The organism is Enterococcus sp. AMC1251, from assembly GCF_058216535.1.
In genome coordinates this window covers 1,844,229-1,864,636 of record NZ_CM177098.1, presented here as the reverse complement: position 1 = coordinate 1,864,636, position 20,408 = coordinate 1,844,229, and the positions used below count along the sequence as shown (strand labels likewise).

The window sequence follows — 20,408 nt, the reverse complement described above, 5'->3', positions numbered from 1 at the left end:
CTCGTTTTTTCTCCATATACTTTACTAATTTTCTCAAATTTAGCACCATGAGCGCCAAACCAATATCAATCGCTGCTCCTTATTCCCCACAAAAATGGAAATGATAGAACGCCAATTTCCAAACGCTTGTTCGATCTCGATTTTAGGTAAATAGATCCTATTTCTCATTTAAAAGTTTCTTCTTATACTCTGCTTTACAATAGCGCAATCGATCATTCTATGAATCAGAAAAAACACATCAATCAACAAAAAGCGAAGCACAAAGTAGCGAAACAAAGCCATCTTCAGTTAAAACAAATATGACCAGTGTTTCCGAAAGTATGGGAAATTCTGTCAAAGGACAATTCGGGAAAAAAGTAAAAAAGACATTTAAAAAAACAAAGTGAAAATTTAGATAAGTTTTAATAACACACTTCTCAAATGAAGATAAAAGACATCTGACGAAAAAAATGTAGCGAGACGATAATTAGAAAAAATCTGATTATTGCCTTGCTATATTTTTTATGCCGTTTTAATGATTTTATCCATATAAGGACTTTCAGCAATTTGAATATCATTGGTCAAAACGAGAATCGCTTTTTGTTTCTCTTTTGCAATTTTTTGCAGTAAGGGTAACAATTCTTGTCTTTGACCAACAGAAAGTTCTTGGAAAATATCATCAATAATGATGATGTCTTTTTCTATGAGCAGTAGTTGCACTAACTGAAGTTTAATTTGTTCAAATGTGGTTAATTGGTTTTCAGATTTATTTAAAACACTAGTAGTAAGCCCAATATAATTAAATAAATTATTTAACAGTTTCTTTTTGTCTTTTTCTTTAATGGAGGAACCAACAAATAAATTATCTCTTATAGAAAGGTAAGGCAAGAAGGTATTCTCAGATAAAATAAAACCAACGGCCATGGATTGTTTCATATCAAATGTTTTGTCAATAAGAAAGTAGAAATCCGCCTGAATACTACTTTGGTCTTCTAAAACAACTGTCATATGTTGTTGTTGGAATAATTCTTTAAAGTTTTCATCCGTCCAATTTTTTACTAAAGGAAAATTCATTTACTCACATCCTATATGCTTTTTGCGATTTTATTGAAAGAAAATAAGTTGAAAATAATGTAATTCCAGTTGTAATTGATAATAACAAGAGACAATTTTTAAAAAAAGCATTGAAAATTGTAATAGTAGGCAAACTACTTATACTCGTTGATAAAAAATATGTATCTCCAGATGTGTTGATTACTTGAGTAGGTGTGCTCTCAACAAGTACTTGTGAAGAGAAGAAAGCAACTCGTTTGATACCCATACCCTTTGCGAGCAATGGCCTGAAGTATATTAACAAGTATTCGTATGTATGCTGACATACCATAAGAAACACAGCACTGGTAATTAAGCCTATTAATAATGGAATAATACTTTCTATTATAGATTGCTTGATGATGAAACGATTTGAAAAGCCCATAATACGCCATTTCATCATGTCTTGCTTTTTCATTTTTAGTGAGATAAACACTAATGTTGTCATTGTAATCATCCAAATAAATAAGATAATTAGATACAGAGATGAGTATAATTGCATGATTCTTTGATAATTCATCTGATAGTCTTGATTGTTGACTACATCGCTCACTTGATTATAAAAAGATTCTTCTATATCTTGAAGATTTAAAATGCTTGTTAATAAAAATAGAAAAAAAACAGAGCAGACACCAATGCTAAAAGAAAGTTTTTTATGGTAGGAAACGCTAGCGAAAGCGTAACGAATATTTTTCAAATAGGTTCACCTCACTAACTTAAGTATAAAAGATGAATATGAATTAATTATGAATAAGATATAAAAAAGCTTGAGTAATTTACTCAAGCTTTCATGGTCATTGTATGCTATTTTCCAGATTTAAGATAATCTTGGTAAGATTCAGTGTGATATTTATCAACAGTTGAGATGTTATTATTTTTACTATAAACACTCGTTGATTTTTTCCCTTTCTCATCTTCGATTTTCTCCAATTGTTTTAATTGGTCTTTGTAATTATAGTTATCAGGATTTACTGGGGTTAATCCGCTGTTTGTATAGAAGCGTAAAAGATCCCCATTTGTAGTTTGATCGGATGTTTCAAGCTGCAAATTGACTTTGTCTTTCAACGCTTGAGCTTCTTGTTTTTCTTGTTCAGTTGGTTCTTCTATCAAACGACCTGTGGCAGTTTCATAGATACTAGAGCCAAGCATAGTATATTTAGGTGAAACATAATTTCCGTTTCTAAATGCAACAAGTTGCGAGTTTTCTTTAGAGAACAAATCCTGTCCCATTTGAATATAGCCTTTCGTATCTACGCCCATTAGATGTAGTAAGGTAGGCAAGGCATCAATTTGACCACCATAAGTATGATTGATCCCGCCATTTGTTTGGCCAGGAATATGGATCATATAAGGTACTCTCTGCATCGTAGAGTTATCAAAGTCATTCCACGTTGATTTGGTTTTTCCAACTAACTCCGCTAAGTTTTGATTTCTAGAAGTTGAAATTCCGTAGTGGTCGCCATAAAGGACGATCACAGAGTTTTCATACAATCCAGAAGCTTTTAAATAGTTAAAGAATTCTTCGACTGATTTATCAAGGTAATTAGCAGTAGCGAAATAACCATTGATTGTTTCATCAGATGTTTTAGCAATCGGGAACCCAGCTTCATCATTTGTAAATTGAGAATATGGATAGTGATTAGAAACAGCAATAAATTTAGAATAAAATGGTTGTTGTAAATGTTCCAAATATTGGGTAGACTGCTGGAAAAACGGTTTGTCATGCAGTCCATATTGGAATGAATTATCTTCATTGACATCATAATAATTAGCATCAAAGAAGTAATTATAGCCTAAATGTTTATACGTTTCATTACGATTCCAGAAATTACCAGCGTTGCCGTGAAAAACAGCACTAGTATATCCTTCTTCTTGCTCCAAAATAGCAGGAGCGGCTTGGAAGGTATTTTTACCACCAATGTGCGTGAAAAGTGAACCTTGATCTAAACCAAATAATGAATTTTCAAACATCGTTTCAGCATCACTTGTTTTTCCTTGGCCGACTTGATGGAAGAAGTTATCAAAGCTATAGGTACTGTTACTGTGATATAAGTTATTAATAAAAGGCGTAACAACATGTTCTGTACCTTGTTCATCTTTCAATTTGTAATCAATTAAAAATTGTTGGAAACTTTCTAAGTGAATATAGATAACATTTTTCCCTTTAGCCATACCAAACGTATCAGGATTTGGCGCTGCATAATGATCTTTAACATAATCTGAAACAGCATCCATATCATTCTCACTAGCTTCTGCTCGAACTTGGTTTGTTTGATATGTTGTAATACCATCATAAACTGTGAAGGCATTTAATCCTAAAAATTTAATGATATAATCACGAGAAAATTGGCGTCCTAATAATTGTGGACGAGCTGTTTCAGCTAAGGTTAAGTTTGCTACAAAAAATAAAGCAGACAGCATGCTGATTGAGACAGCAACACGTGCTCTAACTGGACGTTCATCCATCTTGATTTTTTTTGTAAGCAATAAGATACCGACAATAATAAAGTCAAGCCAATAAAACACATCATAAGGTCTAAATAATCGTAGAGCACTTTCACCAAGCCCACTGGCAACTTTACCAGTAGCGAGCATAGTATTGACCGTGATAAAGTCAGTAAATTCTCTGTAATAAACAACATTCGAGAATAACAATAAAGACATTAAGAAATAAATGACCATCATGGTAATGTAAGAAGCTTTTTTTCTTCTTACATATAATGCAATTGCCAATAAGAAGAAAGTTGAAGCAATTGGGTTAATAAAGAGAATAAAATATTCAAAAGCATTCTCAATTCTTAAATGAAAATCAACAGTATAAGCAAAAATGTTTTTCATCCATAGCAATACGGCAACAACCCCAAAAAGTCCTAGGCGGGTGTCTAAAAATTTAGGCATATTTATTTTTTTTATAATATTCAAAGTAAACGTATCCTTTCTATAATTCAGATCAAAAAGAAAACAAATGAAACATTTGCAAGAGCTTTTTATATACTCTTCTAATTTTACTCTCTCTGTAATTCTATGTCAATTTAAATTAGGAGTCCAGAGAGGAAAGTTAACAAAATTTTACTTTTCTTAAGATATCAGAGGATTTACTTATAAATAATAGCTGACGACAATAGAGTCTTTTTTTGATATACTAGCCAATGACAAGAAGAAACATGACCGAGTAGTTAGTTAATAAAAAATTGAATTGGAGTAAAGGGTGTAAACAAAAATGAATATAGTAGTAGCAAAAAAATCAGAAAAAAAGTTTAAAGGAAGATATCCGCTTATTCAAAAAGAAGATTTACTTGATATGCCTAAAATATTTTCGGCTGAATGGGTCAATTTCGTTGATAGTAAAGGTGAATTTATTGCGACTGGTTATCTTGGCGAACAAAATAAAGGGATTGGTTGGTTAGTAAACTGGCAAGGAAGTGTAGATTCATTTTTTTTAGAAAACTTATTCTTAAGTGCTAAAAACTATAGAACCGTATATGAACAGGAAGAATCCACAACCGCTTATCGTCTATTTAACGGAGAAGGTGATGGACTGGGTGGCATGGTTATTGATCGCTATGGTGATTTTGCCGTTTTTTCTTGGTATAACGAAACATTATATCAAAAAAAAGAAGAAATCGTCCGAGCTTTTAGGAAAAGTATTCCTGAAATCAAAGGTGCCTATGAAAAAATTCGTTTTTCTGATAGTTCATTGCCAGAGTCACAAAAATTGTTTGGTTCAGATGCTCCAGAGCCACTTTTAGTGTATGAAAATGGTATAACGTATGCTACTTATTTAAACGACGGACTGATGACAGGGATCTTTCTAGATCAAAAGGAAGTAAGAGGTCGTTTAATCGAAGGAGTGGCAGTCGGCAAAAATGTCTTGAACATGTTTAGCTATACAGGTGCATTTTCAGTTGCCAGTGCGATGGGGGGTTCGAGTGCAACAACAAGCGTTGATTTGGCCAAACGTAGTTTACCAAAGACGAAAGAGCAATTTGAAGTGAATCATTTGGCTATAGAGGATCAAAAAATTGTTGTGATGGATGTTTTTGATTACTTTAAATATGCTGTTCGTAAGCAATTAAGTTATGATGTAATCATTCTGGATCCACCAAGTTTTGCTCGAAATAAGAAAAAAGTTTTTTCAGTTGCTAAAAACTACGGTGACTTAGTGAAGGATTCTGTTGATATCTTAAAAAAAGAAGGTTTGTTGATCGCTTCAACCAATGCAGCAAATATTTCGCTAGATAAGTATAAAAAAATGATCGTTCAAGCCTTAGAAGAAAAACGAGTGCGCTATCAAATTAAAGAAACCTATCAATTGCCTAGTGATTTTAAAACCAATAAACACTTTGAAGAGGGCAACTACTTAAAAGTATTCTTTATTGAAATACAAAAATGATGCGTTATATGCACGCTACTATAAAGTTAAGAATGGAAGGCTTAATGTTATGCAGATTCAATTACACTCGCTAAGAGATTGGACTAAGAGAAATAAAGCACTTATACTAATGACAGTTATTATCTATCAAATAGCAATATTAGCGATAGGGCTGGTCAATTTTCCATATATGGATGATACCGTTCGTCAAACGGTTGGAAATACTGATTTCGGTCGCACTTATTCAAGATGGGGCAGTGAGTTCGCTTCGTGGATGGTACAAGGAAGCCGTCATCTGACCGATTTAGGACTTGTTCCACATATTCTAACAGGTCTTATTTTAGCAATATCAAGTATTATTGTCGTTTATACGCTGAATAATAAAATAATACGCTTCTTGCCTTTAGTTTTATCCACACTAATAGGGTTAAATCCCTGGTTTTTGCAAAGCATCAGTTTTAGATTTGACAGTCCTTACATGGCAATGAGTATTCTGTTTTCTGTACTGCCATTTCTTTGGTGGGGAAGGAAACGAAGTACATTTATTGCAGTCTCAATAGTAAGTATTTTTATGATGTGCAATACCTATCAAGCTTCTTCTGGAATCTATATCATTATGGTATTGGTGCTGTCTTTAAAAACACTTTTATCTGGCGAGAAAATGCTCGTTTTGTTAAAAAAGGTTCTATTAGCAGTCGCCTCATATATTTCCGCGATGGTACTGTACTTTCTAGAAACTAAGCTCAATCCAGAGTTAGCGACTCGCGGTAGCAATGTTGCGATTGCAGAAATAAAGGACATGCCTAAGACAATAATTATCAATAGTCAAATGTATTTAAGCAGAATTGCTGAGCAAAGCGCTAAAGTATGGGTCGTTCTTTTTGTTTTTTTAATGCTATTATTTATTGTGTTTAGTGTTACCAATGCCAAAATCTCTCCTTTTAAAAGCCTTTTATATGTAGTGATATATTTGGTCTTAGGTTCTATCTTAAGTTACGGTGTTTTTTTGATTTTTCCAGAGAAATTAGCACTCAATGCACCCAGATATGCATATGGATTTGGTGTTTTCACCTCGATAACATTCATTTTACTCGTTGAAAACAAAGTGTCTCTGCCAGTCATAAATATTGCAGTCAAGGGAGCGATCAGTCTGTTTTGCTATTATTTGCTTTCATTTCCGTTTATTTATGCTTCATCTCTTTACCACCAAAAAGAAGCCTTTGAACGTCAAAGTGAAATGCTAGCAATGACATTAAAAGACTTTGTTACCATTGAAACAAAAGAAGTTTATGCGACAATGCTTTTTAAAGATTCGCCTGTTTTCAATAATACAAAGCAGAATTATCTTATTCTACAAGAAATGGTACCGCCAAATTCTGCCATTTTCTTCCCTAACCAAGTATTATTTAAAACATATACTGGCATGGAAATCATGATCCAACCGTTTGATTTTGCCAGTTTCGATAAAGGGCATAGTGAGTTGAAATCCACAAATTATTATTATGATATATATGAAAAAGATAAAAAATTGTATATAATAATGAAATAGAAATATATAATAAAATAGAGGGAAAAGTCATCGAATAGATGGTTTTCTCCTCTATTTTTTACTGATAAAACATGTTTTGTGCAAAGGGCACAATAAAATCTTTAAAACGTAATGCAGCTGGTGAAAGAAAATGATCTTTTTTTGTTGCTAGATAAATATAACGAGGAATAAAATTATCTTCAAGAGCAATCGCTTTAACTTCATAAGCTGAAATCGAAGGGATCTTTGGCATTAAAGCAATCCCGTAATCATAGGCAACGAACCCCAGCATTGTATGATCTTCTTCTACTTCACATACAATGTTTGGCTTAACAGAAGCAGTCGATAGCATTTTATCAATATACGGCCGCAGACCACTTCGTTCATTAAAATAAACAAAAGGGAAATTGCTCGTTTCTTTCAATGAAATGCTATCATAAGCTGCTAAAGGATGTTTTGCAGGAACTACTAATACGATTTCTTGTTCTGTCAAAATCTCGTAATTAAGTTGTTCATCTTTTTTTAGTTTAGAAGTGATAGCGATATCAACGTCCTCGTTTAAGAGTAATTCGGTCATATCTGAAGAATTGCCCTGAAATAAATTAAAACGAATTTGTTCATTGCCTGGATAAGTAGAAAATTTTTTCATTAACATAGGGGCTAAGAAAGAGCCCGCAGTATAAATAAAGCCAAAATCAATCAATCCTTTCTCTGGACTAACTAATTCTTTTAAAGCACGCTCCCCTTTAGCCAATTCTTCTAAAGCAGTTGAAACATACGTATAGAAAAATTTTCCATATTTGGTTAGTTGGATATTTCGCCCTTTTTTTTCAAATAGTTGAGCATCTAGCTCTTTTTCTAATTCAGACATAGAATGGCTCAAATTTGGTTGTGTTGTATTTAATAATTTTGCCGCGTGGGTCATATGTTGTGTATCAGCAAGCATTCTAAAAAATTCTAGTTGTCGTAAATTCATATGTAATACCCCTTATTCATAATTGATTCCTATCCACAGTTTATCAATAATTATAAAAATATGCATCAACTAAAGAAAAAATGATTCAAGTTATATATATGAATTATATTTATCGAAAACATAAAAAACATTCATTGGAATTTATTAGTCGAATGAATTAGAATAAATTCACGGGTATTGTGAAAAGAGTAACAATCGAAATGCTTTTGTAAGTAGACTCGTTTTTTTGAAAATGGATAAATATGAATAAGGCTAACAGTACCTCAGTTATAATTTTCTGTTTTTCTGTTAGAGCTGAACGAGCTTGCTTCGCTTTTAGTCATATCTAGTTGCACAAATCAATCCTTAGAAAAATAGATAAATTGTCTATGAAACAAAGCACGTTTCAATACCAATTCCCTAATTTTCTACAGAATTAACTGATTTGTTCTGCTTTTAAATTTAGGAGGTTATCATGAATAATTATCAAGCAATTTTTGAACCGTTAACGGTAAAACGAATGACATTAAAAAATCGTGTTGTCATGCCACCAATGGGAACGAATTTCGCCAATATGGACGGAACGTTCAGTATGCAACATGTTTCATATTATGAACAACGTGCTAAAGGCGGAACTGGTTTGATCACCTTAGAAAATGTGTGTATTGATTATCCTATGGGAACAAATGGTGCCCGCCAATTAAGGATGGACAATGATCAATATATTTCAGGATTGTGGCATTTTAACGAAAAAATGCATGCATATGGCGCCTGTACGTCAGTCCAAATCAATCATGCCGGAGCTTCTGCTTATGGGTTACGTTTAGAGGGGGAGCAACCAGTTTCAGCATCAAACATTCCTTCTAAGAAGGGAAATCAAATTCCGCGTCCTTTGACTGAAGAGGAAATTTATGGAATTGTCGATCGTTATGCAGATGGTGCGCTAAGAGCACAACGTGCTGGATTTGATTGTGTAGAAATTCACGCAGGACATTCATATCTATTAAGTCAATTTTTGTCTCCTTTGTATAATAAACGAACAGATAAATTTGGAGGAAGTCCAGAGAATCGAGCTCGTTTTACAAAATTAGTTGTTGAAGCTGTCAGAAAAGCTGTAGGACCATTTTTCCCGATTTCTTTACGATTTAGTGCTGATGAACTATTAGAAGGCGGTAACACATTAGAAGATACGATTGAGATTTTAAGCTATTTTGCGGATGAAGTAGATATTTTAAATGTGTCCGCAGCATTGAATGATAGTTTGCAGTATCAAATTGACAAAATGAATTTAGAAGATGGCTGGCGTGCGTACATGTCAAAAGCAGTCAAAGAACGGTTTCCTGATAAAATAACTGTTACGTCCGGTAATATCAGAAGTCCTAAACGGGCAACAGAAATTTTAGAAGCAGGAGATGCTGATCTATTAGCGATGGGTCGAGGGTTAATTGCTGAGCCGAATTGGGTTAATAAAGTTGCGAATGGTCAAGAAGATTTGCTTCGAAAATGTATTTCTTGCAATATTGGTTGTGCGGATCATAGAATCGCTAAAGCACGTCCGATGCGTTGTACTGTCAATCCTGATCTTCACTATGAAGATGACTATAAAATGAAACCTGTTTTACATCCAACTAAAATGGTTGTGATCGGTGGAGGGACGACAGGACTTGAAGCGGCTGCAACTGCTGCAGAAGTTGGTGTGAACGTTGAACTTTTTGAACAAAAAGAGTATCTAGGTGGATTAGGACATGAAATTGCTCGTTTCCCAGATAAGAAAAGAATCGATGACTTTATTACGTACGAAATCAATCGCTGTAAAGAATTAGATAATTTAGCTATTCATTTAAACCATGCAGCATCATTAGCTGATGTTGAAGCGATTGCGCCAGATATTATTGTTAACGCTACAGGAGCAAAACCTTTGTTACCACCAATCAATGGCTTAAAAGAACAATTAGAGAATCCAAACAGAAAAATTTATTCTATTTTTGATATTTTAGATGATATGAAAAAATTTCAAGAATTTGAAGGAAAAGAAGTTGTCGTAATTGGCGGAGGCGCTGTTGGTTTAGACGTTGTGGAATATTACGCTGAACGTGGTGCGAAAAAAGTCAGTATCGTGGAAATGCAAGGGGAAATCGGGAAAGATCTTGATTTGATTACAAAGCTTTCGATGATGGAAATCGTTGGGGAATTTGGTGTAGAAGTTCATGTAGAAACAAAATTGACGGAAGTTAGAGAAAGTAGTTTCTTAGTTGAAAAAGAAGGGGGAACAATTGAGTTACCATTTGATTTAGGGTTCGTATGCCTTGGAATGCGTGCAGAAGCACCACTGATTCGTGAATTAGATCAGTACGCTAGAAGTAATGGTGCAGTGCTTTTGAATATGGGAGATAGTAAAGTAGCTAGACGAATTATGGAAGGAACGAGAGAAGCTCGCGACATTCTGAAAACGATCGAGGTTCTAGAAAATACTCGAACGAAAAAAATGATATTTGAACAAACGAAAAGTTTACAAGCAACAAAAACTATATAAAGCGAGGGAACTTAATATGACAGAAAGAATTGACGGACACACATTATTAATCAGTTTGATTGCAACACCGATTCGCCACAGTTTATCACCAACTATGCATAATGAAGCTTTTGCTAAATTAGGTTTAGATTACGCATACATGGCTTTTGAAGTCGGAAATGAAGAACTGAAAGATGCGGTTCAAGGGATCCGAGCGTTAGGGATTCGTGGATCGAATGTCTCGATGCCGAACAAACAAGCAATCATTCCTTATTTAGATGAGCTTTCACCTGCTGCAAAATTAGTTGGCGCAGTGAATACTGTAACGAATAAGGACGGAAAAGGTCATTTAGTAGGACACGTGACGGATGGCACTGGCGCAATGCGTGCATTGAAAGAAGAGGGCGTAGAAGTCAAAAATCAAATCATCACAATGACAGGTGCTGGTGGTGCTGGAACTGCAATTGCGATTCAAGCTGCTCTAGATGGTGCTAAGGAATTACGAATCTTTAACATCAACGATCAACATTACAACAATGCAGAAGAAACAGTGAAAAAAATCAACGAGAATACAGAGTGTAAAGCAACACTGACTGACTTGTCAGATCAAAAAGCGTTTAAACAGTCAATTAGTGAAAGTAGTATCTACATTGATGCAACTGGAGTGGGCATGAAACCTCTAGAAGAAGAGAGTCTAATTAATGATCCAGCAATTATTCGTCCAGATTTAGTTGTTTTCGATGTTGTTTATATTCCGAAAGAAACAAAATTACTAAAATTTGCTCGAGAACATGGCGCAAAGAAAACCATCAATGGTCTTGGCATGATGCTTTATCAAGGGGCAGAAGCATTCAAACATTTCACTGGGGAAGATATGCCCGTTGAGTATATTAAAGAGCTATTATTTAAAGACTAAAAAAGAATTTTACTTACAGGAGAGAAACGAATGAAAAATAAGTATGTACCGACAGCATTAGGGCTGTATATCAATTATATTGTTCATGGGATGGGCGTTTTAATCATCATGCAAAACAAGGATGCACTGGCAGCACAATGGCACACAAATATTGAGGGTGTGTCAGGAGTGGTTGCAATGCTTGGAATCGGGCGATTGGTTGCGATTTTGATTTCGGGCTGGTTATCAGATCAATTTGGTCGTAAACCATTTGTTTATCTAGGAATGGCGATTTATGCATTATTCTTTGTAGGAATTCTATTCAGTCCAAGTGTACCAGTTGCGATGGCATTTGGAGTGATTGCAGGAATTGCCAATTCTTGTCTAGATTCTGGCACGTACCCTGCTTTGATGGAATCTTTTCCTAAAACAGCTGGCACAGCTAGTGTATTAATTAAAGCTGCTGTACAGATTGGTCAGTTCGCGTTACCGTTTATAATTGCTTTTTTAGGTAGTAGTGGTTTGTGGTTTGGTTGGTCATTTGTTGTCTGTTTAGTTTTATTATGTGTCAATGCTCTATTTTTATTAAAATTGCCATTCCCAGATTCAGATAATAAAGTAGCTGAAAAAGAAGGGATCGAAATTGAAGAAGCCCCTGTTACAAAATTCAAAAGTAAGCCTAAAATGCATATTGAAGGTGTTGCTTTTGTGATCTATGGATTTATTTCTCAAGCAACATTCTATTTAATTAGTCAATACATCGCTGTCTATGGTCAAGAAGTTGCTTCTATGTCAGAAAATGCTGCGAAACTACTTGTTTCATATTATTCTACAGGTTCATTGGTTTGTGTAGGAGTAACAGCTGTTGTTGCTGCCAAAATTCGTCCAGTTAATTTAGTATTACCCTATACACTAGCTTCATTCTTGGCGATTGCTACAATGTGGTTATTCCCAACACCTGTAGTGCTAACCATTGGAGCAGTATTAGTAGGATTCTTTGCTGCTGGTGGGGTTATGCAGTTAGGCTTAACCGTAATGGGCGAAATGTTTCCAGCTGGTAAAGGAACCATTACAGGAATCTTTTACACCTTTGGAAGTATTGCTTCCTTTGCTATCCCAGTCGTTTCTGGTAAAATCGCTAATAGTAATCCACATGGTATCATGCTATTAGATACAGTTATTGCAGGAATTGGTTTTGTATTGGCAGTTATTATTTTTATTCGATATCGTCAAACAATTGATACATCTAAATAAGGAGGATACAAAGAATGAATACAGTTACAGTTAAAAATGTGATTCTCGGAAGTGGGAGTCCTAAAATTATTGTTCCTCTAGTAGGTAAAAATGAAGTTGAATTAATAGAAGAAGCTAAACATTTACTAACAATTGATTGTGATTTAGTTGAATGGCGTGTTGATTTTTTTGATCAAGTCACAGATTTTAAAGCTGTAGCTGAAATGTCAAATAAGATCTCAGAGGTTTTATCTGATAAACCAGTTCTATTTACATTCCGTACTAAACAAGAAGGTGGCGAAATTGCGTTTTCAGATGAACAATATTTCGACTTATACAAAACAGTCATTAAAAAAGGTACAATCGATTTATTAGATGTTGAGTTATTTATGGATGAAAAACTTGTTCAAGAAACGATCGAATCAGCGCATGAAAAAGCAATTAAAATCGTAATGTGCAATCATGATTTTGATAAAACGCCTAGTAAAGAAGAAATCATTTCAAGATTATGTAGCATGCAGGAAAAAAATGCAGATATTTGTAAAATTGCTGTGATGCCACAGTCATCTGAAGATGTATTAACTCTTTTAGAAGCAACAAATGAAATGAAAACAACGCACGCGAATCGACCACTTGTTACCATGTCAATGGGACAATTAGGCATGGTAAGCCGGATGAGCGGAGAGATTTTTGGTTCTGCAATGACATTTGGTGCAGCTAAAAAAGCTTCCGCACCAGGTCAAGTACCTGTTGGGGAATTACGTGAAATCCTTAAAATATTAGCTTTTTAAAAAATAGACGAAGTCTTCTGTCTCGGCTTCGTCTATTTTTCTTGCATCCGTCGATTTCTTTGCTAAACTTAATCATGAGGTGAAGCGAAATGGCTAAGAAAAAAAAGAGACAAAAAACAAATGCGATTCGAATTGTTGAGCAGCATAAAATTATCTATAGTGAATTTGAATGGAGCGAAGATCATTTAAGTGCGGATAGTGCTGCTGAAAAATTAGGGATAGAAGATGGAAAAATATTCAAGACGTTAGTAACTGTAGGGAATAAAACAGGACCGATTGTTGCGGTTATTCCAGGTAACAATGAACTAGACTTAAAAAAATTAGCTAGTGCAAGTGGAAATAAAAAAGTAGAAATGCTTCATTTGAAAGACTTGGAAGAAACGACAGGATACATTAGGGGTGGTTGTTCACCGATTGGAATGAAGAAACTTTTCCCAACTTACATAGCAAAAGAAGCAACTAGATTCGATACGATTATTGTATCAGCTGGAAAAAGAGGAAAGCAGATAGAATTGGCTTCAGTGTCGCTTCTACAAGTAACAAATGGCAAAGTAGTAGATTTGACATTGTAATTATAGCTTATTAAACTTCTGCAACGCTTGTCTAGCTAAGGTATCAGCACCTTTGTTTTGGCTTTCTGGCAACCATTTAACAAGCAATAAAGGAAAACTGTTTTCTAGTTGCTGAAAGGTAAGCAAGTAGGGGTGAAATATAGGATTTTTAGTATGCTGTTTTTCAATTGTTTGAACGACTATTTTACTGTCAGAATGAATCAAAATCGTTTGGTCATTTAGTTTTTTTTCAAGGATCAATTGCAATGCTTTGATAAAAACTTTAAACTCTGCTTCGTGGTTAGAACACTCTCCAAGTGGTAAATGAATTTGTTCGTGAAGGGTGTTTCCTACAATGACTATACCACCGCCACTTGGGCCAGGATTTCCTTTTGTTGCAGCATCGACATATATTCGTAACATAAAAATCTCCTTATTTTCTTTTCGTTAAAAGTTGAAGTATGTTACTATTATAACATATTGAATTTTTATTAAGGGGTCGCTACATGAAGAAAAGAGTCTATCATTGGCAACCAGAATTATCAACAGCGATAATTTATTGGTCCTGTACATTTGGTATTTTATTTTTAAGTTTGATTTTGACATTGGAGCACACTCGTCCTTATTTGATTAGTAATATTGTATTAGTTATTTTCTTTTTCTTTGCATTACTGGGGTTTAATCGTTATTTTATGATTGATAGTGAGTATTTGATCGTTCATGCATTATTACCAGTGAGACGCAAAAGAATAGCCTTATCTGCAATAGATATGATTCGAGTTGGTCCTAAATGTATTGAAGTGAAATCGTCTGAATTTAAAGATAGTACACAAATGTTTATTATGACTAAAAAAACTAAACTAGCATTTATAGAGTCACTTAAGCAACAAGCAGCTTTCGCAACAAAAATTATTGATGATCCTGAATTGACTATTAGTAAACATTATTAAAAAAAACAGCATTCTGATAAGCGGAATGCTGTTTTTTTTATATTTTCTTCACATGAGCGGCTTGCAAACCACGTGTACCTTCCATTACTTCAAATTCAACGGCTTGATTTTCTTCTAAGGACTTAAAGCCTTCTTCTTCTATTGCTGTGAAATGAACAAAGATTTCCTCATCTTCATTGTAGCCAATAAAGCCGTAACCTTTTCTATTATCGAACCATTTGACGAACCCTTTTTCCATTCAAATCACGCTCCTTTATTTTCTAAAGTCTAGCATCATTATAAAGTGAAAACAGGACTCCGTCAATCTTTTGCAAAAAAGTCATTTTTATAATGAGAAAGGTCGCGATTAAATGTTGTCATAAGGCACAACTTGACGAAAAAGAATGAATTGTTGAATATGGTTCGGGAAAGAGTTTGCTGGATGAAAGTAGCTATCAAAAGTTCTCTAAATATTGACTTATTACTTAATCAATAAAGTGACAGAAACGATTGCTTTAACTCGGGAATGTCAAAATTTATTTAGAAAATATATAACGAAACTCGATTTTTAAGTGATTTTTTGTTTATCAGAAAATGAAATAATATCTCTGTTTGACAGTTTTTTCTTGAACGGTTGTTATTTGAAGCTATAGTGTTGTCAATATAGTCGTTTGTTTATGTCCTTGCAGGAAGTGTCGCGATTTAATTCTCATAAAACCAACTTCTTTCTTCCAGTCAGAAGGTTTTTGTTATATACTTTAAACTAAAGCTCGAGGAGGAATCAGCATGAAGATTCGTTGTACTAGAAATACCGGATTTTATGGAATGGCCAGTCCAATCGAGATCAGAAAAAATAATGAAAAATGGTTTTACTTAACTCAAAATGAAACGAAACAAGTCGAAATAGATGAAACACAATGTATAATACAGGCTAAGTTTTTCTTTTTGAAAAGTTCCCCTTTTACGGTGTGTGATCAGAGGCAAACGGTTGATTTAGAGATAACAATGAACCCAACACTGATGTCCATTTATGTTATACTTTTCATTGGAATGTTGTTGATACCAGTATTACATTTGAACATAATAGGTATTTTAGTGTTATCTGTTCTCTATTTCATTTTTGTATTTTCAATGTTAAATAAAGCATATGTCATCAAGGAGAAAACGTGATGGGCGAAAGAGCGGAAGAATTTCTAAGTAGTTTTAATCGTATTGAAAAGTGGTTTCGTGAACAATTAAATAATCCGACAAATATGGGATTCAGCGAAATGGTTCGCAGACTATCTAGGAAAAAAGACAGCCAAATCCCACTTTTTCAAGATGATTTATTACAAATGGCTCAACTAAGAAATGCAATTGTCCACGAACAGATTTCCACCGATTTTGTGATAGCTGAACCCAATGAGTGGGCAGTCAATCGTTTGTTAGAAATTGAAAAAGCGTTGATCAGTCCGGAAAAAGTTCTGCCTCGTTTTTCAAAAAAGGTCACAGGGTTTGATGTGAATATTTCAATTAAAGAAATTCTATCGATTGTAGCTCGTAAGCGATATTCACAATTTCCAATCTATGATGATGGAATCTTCAAAGGGTTAATCACTGTGCGAGGTTTGGGCATTTGGCTAGCGGTCGAAAGTACTAACGGAGACATTCAACTAGACGGAAGAAACGCCTCTGAACTTTTAGTGCGTAATTATAAAGGAAGTAATTATCAATTTGTTAGCAAAGAGACAACTGTGTATCAAGTTGAAAAGCTGTTTGTAACACACGTTAGATTAGAAGCGATCTTAATTACAAAAGATGGTAATCCAAATGGCAGTTTACTTGGTATTATCCGTCCAAGAGATTTATATAATAATTTAGAGAAGGAATGAAAGCCGTTGTTAGCAATTTATCTTATTATCAGTGCCGTTCTGATTGGTTTGGATCAGTGGGTCAAATATTTAACGGTGACCAATATTTCATTGGGTGAAACCAAAGAATTTATTCCAGGAGTGTTATCCTTTACTTACCTTCGTAATACAGGGGCCGCTTGGAGCCTTTTAGAAGGGAAAATGTGGTTTTTTTACATCGTTACGGTGATTGTAGTAGCCGTGGTTTTGTATATTTTAGTTAAAAATATTAATGGAAGCAAATGGTTTACAGTCGGTTTGAGTTTAGTCTTAGCGGGAGCAGTCGGAAATTTTATCGATCGCATTCGTTTAGGATTTGTTGTTGATATGTTCCAAACAGAATTTATTAGCTTTCCTATATTCAATGTTGCTGACTCAGCGCTCGTTATTGGCGTAATATGTATTTTTATTTATTTGATTTTAGACGAAAAAGCAGCGAAGGATGGAAAAAATGGACCAAATTAATGTAAAAATAAAGCAAGAAAAAGGACGGATCGATAAAGTTTTAAGTGAGAGATTAAAAAATCATTCCCGTTCACAAATTCAACAGTGGTTAAAAGACCAAAATATAACGGTCAATGGTGAAATTACCCGCTCAAATTACAAAGTAAAAGAAAATGACGAAATCAGTATTAATGTGCCAGAACCTGAAGAACTTGATGTTTTGGCGGAAGATATCTCAATCGAAATCGTTTACGAAGATGACGATGTATTAGTCGTCAATAAACCTCAGGGAATGGTTGTCCACCCATCTGCTGGACATCAACACGGAACATTAGTAAATGCATTGTTATATCATATAAAAGACTTATCCTCAATCAACGGCATCATTCGCCCAGGGATCGTTCACCGTATTGATAAAGATACTTCTGGCTTGTTAATGGTTGCTAAAAATGATAAAGCGCATATTGCTTTAGCCGAACAATTAAAAGATAAAACCTCACTTAGAAAGTATGTTGCTTTAGTCCACGGTGAAATATCACATGATAAAGGTGAAATCAATGCCCCGATCGGTCGTTCAAAAAATGATCGAAAAATGCAAGCTGTGATAGAAGGCGGAAAACCTGCAGTGACACATTTTGAAGTTTTGGAACGCTTTGAAGGTTTTACGTTAGTTCAACTTCAGTTGGAAACAGGGCGTACCCATCAAATCCGTGTCCATATGAAATATATCGGTTATCCAGTTGCTGGTGATCCATTATACGGACCAAGAAAGACGTTAAAAGGTCAAGGACAATTTTTACACGCCGAAATACTAGGATTTAAACATCCAACAACCGATCAAATGATGGTCTTTGAAGCCCCTTTACCAGATCTTTTTGAAAAAACTTTAGACCAATTAAGAAATAATGATTGATTTATTTTAAAAGAAAAGGTACACTGTTTTAGAAAGAAAATTAAATAAGTCATCCTTTAAGAGTAGTCCCGTGAGGCTAAGAAGGAAACATGCAGAACAATATCTAGGTGCGCTTAGAAAAAATCTGTGTGAACTGAATGGTATCTTTGTATAGATCAATTCAATCCTCCTATCCGAACACGGGTGGGAGGATTTTTGTTTGCTGTAAATTGCAGAACAGATGATGAACAGTACTTGGCGAACGAAGAGAACGAAGCTACCTTAATCCTCCACTACTTAATATCAGAAAGAACTGACACTCATGAAAAAAAGCAAGTGTAACGCTTTTACACGGAAACAATTTGTTCATAAGTCAGCAATAAAATTCAAATTTTCAGGAGGAGAAAAAAATGCAAAAAAAAGAAGTTGTCGATGCAGTAACGATGAAACGAGCACTGACAAGAATCACTTATGAAATTATTGAAAGAAACAAAGGAATTCAAGATACCGTATTGGTAGGAATCAAAACCCGCGGAATCTACATTGCGCAAAGAATTGCAGAACGCTTAAAACAATTAGAACATATTGAAGTTCCAGTAGGTGAGTTGGATATTACCTTATACCGTGATGATATGGACGGACAATCAATGAAGAAACGATCATTAGAAGAACCAGAACTTCACTCGTCTGATATCCCTGTTTCATTAGAGGGAAAAGAAGTGATTCTAATTGATGATGTACTCTTTACTGGCCGAACGATCCGAGCAGCAATGGATGCAGTCATGGATCTTGGTCGACCTAGAAAGATTTCATTAGCAGTCCTGGTGGATAGAGGACACAGAGAACTTCCGATTCGAGCAGATTACGTAGGCAAAAATATTCCGACTTCAATGGCAGAAGAAATCATTGTTGAAGTAGAAGAAAAAGATGGCGCAGATCGGATTTTAATTGCAAGCACAGAAGAGTAGACAAATACAATAGCAAAGATAGGGTAGGATGAAATGACAGAAAAAGAATTTCGCAACGAAGAAGCAGTATTAGATATTCACGATAGACCAAAGGCAGCACATTGGATTGGTCTAAGTTTACAGCATTTATTCACAATGTTTGGTGCCACAGTCTTAGTTCCGATTTTAGTAGGAATCGATCCAGGAATTGCCTTAGTCAGTTCGGGACTTGGAACGATCGTTTATTTGTTCGTAACGAAAGGAAAAATTCCAGCGTATTTAGGAAGTAGTTTTGCCTTTATCGCGGCTATGCAGATGCTAATGAAAAGTGATGGCTATCCAGCAATTGCTCAAGGAGCAATAACAACAGGCTTGGTTTATCTAATCGTTTCTATCATCATTAGTAAAATAGGCTCAGCTTGGTTGGATAAAATTTTACCACCGATCGTAGTAGGACCTGTTGTTATGGTTATCGGATTAGGGCTTGCTTCTAATGCAGCCAATAACGCAATGTTCAATGATGGTGAATATGATTTCAAATTCATCGCAGTTGCTTTGATTACACTTGGATTAACAATCTTTTATAACATGTTTTTCAAAGGATTTCTAGGTTTGATTCCAATTTTACTGGGAATCGTCAGCGGTTATCTCGTTGCATTATTATTCGGTATCGTAGACATTGAACCAATTAAAGATGCAGCATGGTTTGCTATGCCGAACTTTGAAATACCTTTTGTGCAATACCAACCAAAACTACACTTAAATGCCATCACAACGATGGCACCAATTGCATTTGTAACAATGACCGAGCATATCGGGCACTTGATGGTTTTAAATAAATTAACAAAACGAAACTTCTTTCAAGACCCAGGTTTATCAAAAACATTGATGGGAGATGGTGCTGCGCAAATCGTAGCAGGTCTAGTGGGTGGTCCTCCTGTCACAAGTTATGGTGAAAACATCGGAGTTTTGGCAATCACAAGAGTGCACAGTGTCTTCGTTATTGCGGGTGCTGCGGTCTTCGCGGTCGGACTTGGTTTTGTAGGTAAATTAAGTGCAGTCATTTTAAGCATCCCTGGTCCAGTAATTTCTGGTATCAGCTTCGTCTTATTCGGAGTAATTGCAGCGAGTGGATTGAAAATTTTAATTGATAATCAAATCAATTTTGATAAGAAAAAGAATTTACTGATTGCTTCTGTGATCTTAGTTATCGGCATTGGTGGTTTAGTCTTTAAAGTAGATACCTTTGAATTATCATCAATGGCATTGGCAACAGTCTTAGGAATTATTTTAAACCTAATTTTACCTGAAACAGCTCGGAGTGAAGAAAAGTCTAACTAGGTAAAAAAGTGTGGAACGTTGTTATCATTGATATCTAGCTTCAAGAGCTAACACTACG

General features: G+C 34.9%; 19 protein-coding genes and 2 pseudogenes. 14 read left to right on the top strand and 7 right to left on the bottom strand.

From position 1 onward, the window contains the following. Positions 1 to 4 precede the first annotated feature (4 nt). The 4 genes and pseudogenes from AC4BBR_RS08755 to AC4BBR_RS08740 form a co-directional block, all read right to left on the bottom strand. Positions 5 to 217 (bottom strand): annotated as a pseudogene (locus tag AC4BBR_RS08755) (IS5/IS1182 family transposase); the annotation flags it as partial. Positions 218 to 501: 284 nt separating this feature from the next. Further along, positions 502 to 1,053 carry a P-loop NTPase family protein gene (locus AC4BBR_RS08750; protein ID WP_490459197.1) on the bottom strand — a complete coding sequence of 184 codons (552 nt, stop codon included), beginning with the start codon at positions 1,051 to 1,053 and terminating at the stop codon, positions 502 to 504. Between the two features lie 4 nt (positions 1,054 to 1,057). Then, entirely contained in the window at positions 1,058 to 1,768 is a 711-nt protein-coding gene (locus AC4BBR_RS08745; RefSeq protein ID WP_490459196.1) for a hypothetical protein, read from the bottom strand. A gap of 107 nt (positions 1,769 to 1,875) precedes the next feature. Beyond that, positions 1,876 to 3,984: an LTA synthase family protein gene (locus AC4BBR_RS08740; protein ID WP_490462093.1), complete on the bottom strand. Its 2,109-nt coding sequence runs from the start codon at positions 3,982 to 3,984 to the stop codon at positions 1,876 to 1,878. Between the two features lie 307 nt (positions 3,985 to 4,291). Here AC4BBR_RS08740 and AC4BBR_RS08735 point away from each other — a divergent pair, with 307 nt between their 5' ends. Then, positions 4,292 to 5,464: a class I SAM-dependent rRNA methyltransferase gene (locus AC4BBR_RS08735; protein WP_490459195.1), complete on the top strand. Its 1,173-nt coding sequence runs from the start codon at positions 4,292 to 4,294 to the stop codon at positions 5,462 to 5,464. Positions 5,465 to 5,513: 49 nt separating this feature from the next. Further along, positions 5,514 to 6,992, top strand: a complete 1,479-nt coding sequence (locus AC4BBR_RS08730; protein ID WP_490459194.1) for a glucosyltransferase domain-containing protein — start codon at positions 5,514 to 5,516, stop codon at positions 6,990 to 6,992. A 58-nt stretch (positions 6,993 to 7,050) separates the two neighbouring features. Here AC4BBR_RS08730 and AC4BBR_RS08725 read toward each other — a convergent pair whose 3' ends face one another. Then, entirely contained in the window at positions 7,051 to 7,947 is an 897-nt protein-coding gene (locus AC4BBR_RS08725) for a LysR family transcriptional regulator (RefSeq protein ID WP_490459193.1), read from the bottom strand. Between the two features lie 454 nt (positions 7,948 to 8,401). Between AC4BBR_RS08725 and AC4BBR_RS08720 the strand changes: the two genes are divergently transcribed. The 5 genes from AC4BBR_RS08720 to ybaK all read left to right on the top strand — a co-directional run bounded on the left by AC4BBR_RS08720 (position 8,402) and on the right by ybaK (position 13,929). Further along, positions 8,402 to 10,459 carry an oxidoreductase gene (locus tag AC4BBR_RS08720; protein WP_490459192.1) on the top strand — a complete coding sequence of 686 codons (2,058 nt, stop codon included), beginning with the start codon at positions 8,402 to 8,404 and terminating at the stop codon, positions 10,457 to 10,459. A gap of 16 nt (positions 10,460 to 10,475) precedes the next feature. Further along, entirely contained in the window at positions 10,476 to 11,354 is an 879-nt protein-coding gene (locus AC4BBR_RS08715; RefSeq protein ID WP_490459191.1) for a shikimate dehydrogenase, read from the top strand. A 30-nt stretch (positions 11,355 to 11,384) separates the two neighbouring features. Then, entirely contained in the window at positions 11,385 to 12,587 is a 1,203-nt protein-coding gene (locus AC4BBR_RS08710) for an MFS transporter (RefSeq protein WP_490459190.1), read from the top strand. 14 nt (positions 12,588 to 12,601) lie between these two features. After that, complete coding sequence (gene aroD / locus AC4BBR_RS08705) at positions 12,602 to 13,357, top strand: type I 3-dehydroquinate dehydratase (protein WP_490459189.1); 756 nt, start codon at positions 12,602 to 12,604, stop codon at positions 13,355 to 13,357. Between the two features lie 89 nt (positions 13,358 to 13,446). Further along, on the top strand, positions 13,447 to 13,929 hold the full coding sequence (gene ybaK / locus AC4BBR_RS08700; RefSeq protein WP_490459188.1) for a Cys-tRNA(Pro) deacylase: 483 nt from the start codon (positions 13,447 to 13,449) through the stop codon (positions 13,927 to 13,929). Here ybaK and AC4BBR_RS08695 read toward each other — a convergent pair whose 3' ends face one another. Further along, complete coding sequence (locus AC4BBR_RS08695) at positions 13,930 to 14,331, bottom strand: ribonuclease HI family protein (protein ID WP_490459187.1); 402 nt, start codon at positions 14,329 to 14,331, stop codon at positions 13,930 to 13,932. An 83-nt stretch (positions 14,332 to 14,414) separates the two neighbouring features. On the opposite strand from AC4BBR_RS08695, the gene AC4BBR_RS08690 reads away from it, so the two are divergent. After that, positions 14,415 to 14,858: an EbsA family protein gene (locus tag AC4BBR_RS08690; protein WP_490459186.1), complete on the top strand. Its 444-nt coding sequence runs from the start codon at positions 14,415 to 14,417 to the stop codon at positions 14,856 to 14,858. A gap of 37 nt (positions 14,859 to 14,895) precedes the next feature. On the opposite strand, the gene AC4BBR_RS08685 is transcribed toward AC4BBR_RS08690, so the two are convergent. Continuing rightward, positions 14,896 to 15,096, bottom strand: coding sequence for a cold-shock protein (locus AC4BBR_RS08685; RefSeq protein WP_490459185.1), 201 nt, complete (start codon positions 15,094 to 15,096; stop codon positions 14,896 to 14,898). Positions 15,097 to 15,623: 527 nt separating this feature from the next. Between AC4BBR_RS08685 and AC4BBR_RS08680 the strand changes: the two genes are divergently transcribed. The 6 genes and pseudogenes from AC4BBR_RS08680 (at position 15,624) to AC4BBR_RS08655 (ending at position 20,350) form a co-directional block, all read left to right on the top strand. Beyond that, positions 15,624 to 16,007 (top strand): hypothetical protein, encoded by a 384-nt coding sequence (locus tag AC4BBR_RS08680; RefSeq protein ID WP_490459184.1) that lies wholly within the window; start codon positions 15,624 to 15,626, stop codon positions 16,005 to 16,007. Then, positions 16,007 to 16,708 (top strand): CBS domain-containing protein, encoded by a 702-nt coding sequence (locus AC4BBR_RS08675; RefSeq protein WP_490459183.1) that lies wholly within the window; start codon positions 16,007 to 16,009, stop codon positions 16,706 to 16,708. The genes AC4BBR_RS08680 and AC4BBR_RS08675 overlap by 1 nt, the downstream gene beginning before the upstream one ends. 6 nt (positions 16,709 to 16,714) lie before the next feature. After that, positions 16,715 to 17,191, top strand: coding sequence for a signal peptidase II (lspA, locus tag AC4BBR_RS08670; RefSeq protein ID WP_490459182.1), 477 nt, complete (start codon positions 16,715 to 16,717; stop codon positions 17,189 to 17,191). Next, the gene (locus AC4BBR_RS08665; RefSeq protein ID WP_490459181.1) at positions 17,178 to 18,083 is read left to right on the top strand and encodes an RluA family pseudouridine synthase; all 906 of its coding nucleotides are present in this window, start codon (positions 17,178 to 17,180) and stop codon (positions 18,081 to 18,083) included. Before lspA ends, AC4BBR_RS08665 begins: the two co-directional genes overlap by 14 nt. A 386-nt stretch (positions 18,084 to 18,469) precedes the next feature. After that, a pseudogene (pyrR, locus tag AC4BBR_RS08660) lies at positions 18,470 to 19,030 on the top strand (bifunctional pyr operon transcriptional regulator/uracil phosphoribosyltransferase PyrR); the annotation flags it as partial. Between the two features lie 33 nt (positions 19,031 to 19,063). After that, positions 19,064 to 20,350: a solute carrier family 23 protein gene (locus AC4BBR_RS08655; RefSeq protein WP_490459180.1), complete on the top strand. Its 1,287-nt coding sequence runs from the start codon at positions 19,064 to 19,066 to the stop codon at positions 20,348 to 20,350. Positions 20,351 to 20,408: the final 58 nt, after the last annotated feature.

What these genes read in the sequence shown, in the direction of transcription:
- AC4BBR_RS08750 (WP_490459197.1), bottom strand. Translation starts at nt 1,053, where the DNA reads ATGAATTTTCCTTTAGTAAAAAATTGGACGGATGAAAACTTTAAAGAA.
- AC4BBR_RS08735 (WP_490459195.1), top strand. Translation starts at nt 4,292, where the DNA reads ATGAATATAGTAGTAGCAAAAAAATCAGAAAAAAAGTTTAAAGGAAGA.
- AC4BBR_RS08730 (WP_490459194.1), top strand. Translation starts at nt 5,514, where the DNA reads ATGCAGATTCAATTACACTCGCTAAGAGATTGGACTAAGAGAAATAAA.
- AC4BBR_RS08725 (WP_490459193.1), bottom strand. Translation starts at nt 7,947, where the DNA reads ATGAATTTACGACAACTAGAATTTTTTAGAATGCTTGCTGATACACAA.
- AC4BBR_RS08720 (WP_490459192.1), top strand. Translation starts at nt 8,402, where the DNA reads ATGAATAATTATCAAGCAATTTTTGAACCGTTAACGGTAAAACGAATG.
- AC4BBR_RS08715 (WP_490459191.1), top strand. Translation starts at nt 10,476, where the DNA reads ATGACAGAAAGAATTGACGGACACACATTATTAATCAGTTTGATTGCA.
- AC4BBR_RS08710 (WP_490459190.1), top strand. Translation starts at nt 11,385, where the DNA reads ATGAAAAATAAGTATGTACCGACAGCATTAGGGCTGTATATCAATTAT.
- aroD (WP_490459189.1), top strand. Translation starts at nt 12,602, where the DNA reads ATGAATACAGTTACAGTTAAAAATGTGATTCTCGGAAGTGGGAGTCCT.
- ybaK (WP_490459188.1), top strand. Translation starts at nt 13,447, where the DNA reads ATGGCTAAGAAAAAAAAGAGACAAAAAACAAATGCGATTCGAATTGTT.
- AC4BBR_RS08695 (WP_490459187.1), bottom strand. Translation starts at nt 14,331, where the DNA reads ATGTTACGAATATATGTCGATGCTGCAACAAAAGGAAATCCTGGCCCA.
- AC4BBR_RS08690 (WP_490459186.1), top strand. Translation starts at nt 14,415, where the DNA reads ATGAAGAAAAGAGTCTATCATTGGCAACCAGAATTATCAACAGCGATA.
- AC4BBR_RS08685 (WP_490459185.1), bottom strand. Translation starts at nt 15,096, where the DNA reads ATGGAAAAAGGGTTCGTCAAATGGTTCGATAATAGAAAAGGTTACGGC.
- AC4BBR_RS08680 (WP_490459184.1), top strand. Translation starts at nt 15,624, where the DNA reads ATGAAGATTCGTTGTACTAGAAATACCGGATTTTATGGAATGGCCAGT.
- AC4BBR_RS08675 (WP_490459183.1), top strand. Translation starts at nt 16,007, where the DNA reads ATGGGCGAAAGAGCGGAAGAATTTCTAAGTAGTTTTAATCGTATTGAA.
- AC4BBR_RS08665 (WP_490459181.1), top strand. Translation starts at nt 17,178, where the DNA reads ATGGACCAAATTAATGTAAAAATAAAGCAAGAAAAAGGACGGATCGAT.
- AC4BBR_RS08655 (WP_490459180.1), top strand. Translation starts at nt 19,064, where the DNA reads ATGACAGAAAAAGAATTTCGCAACGAAGAAGCAGTATTAGATATTCAC.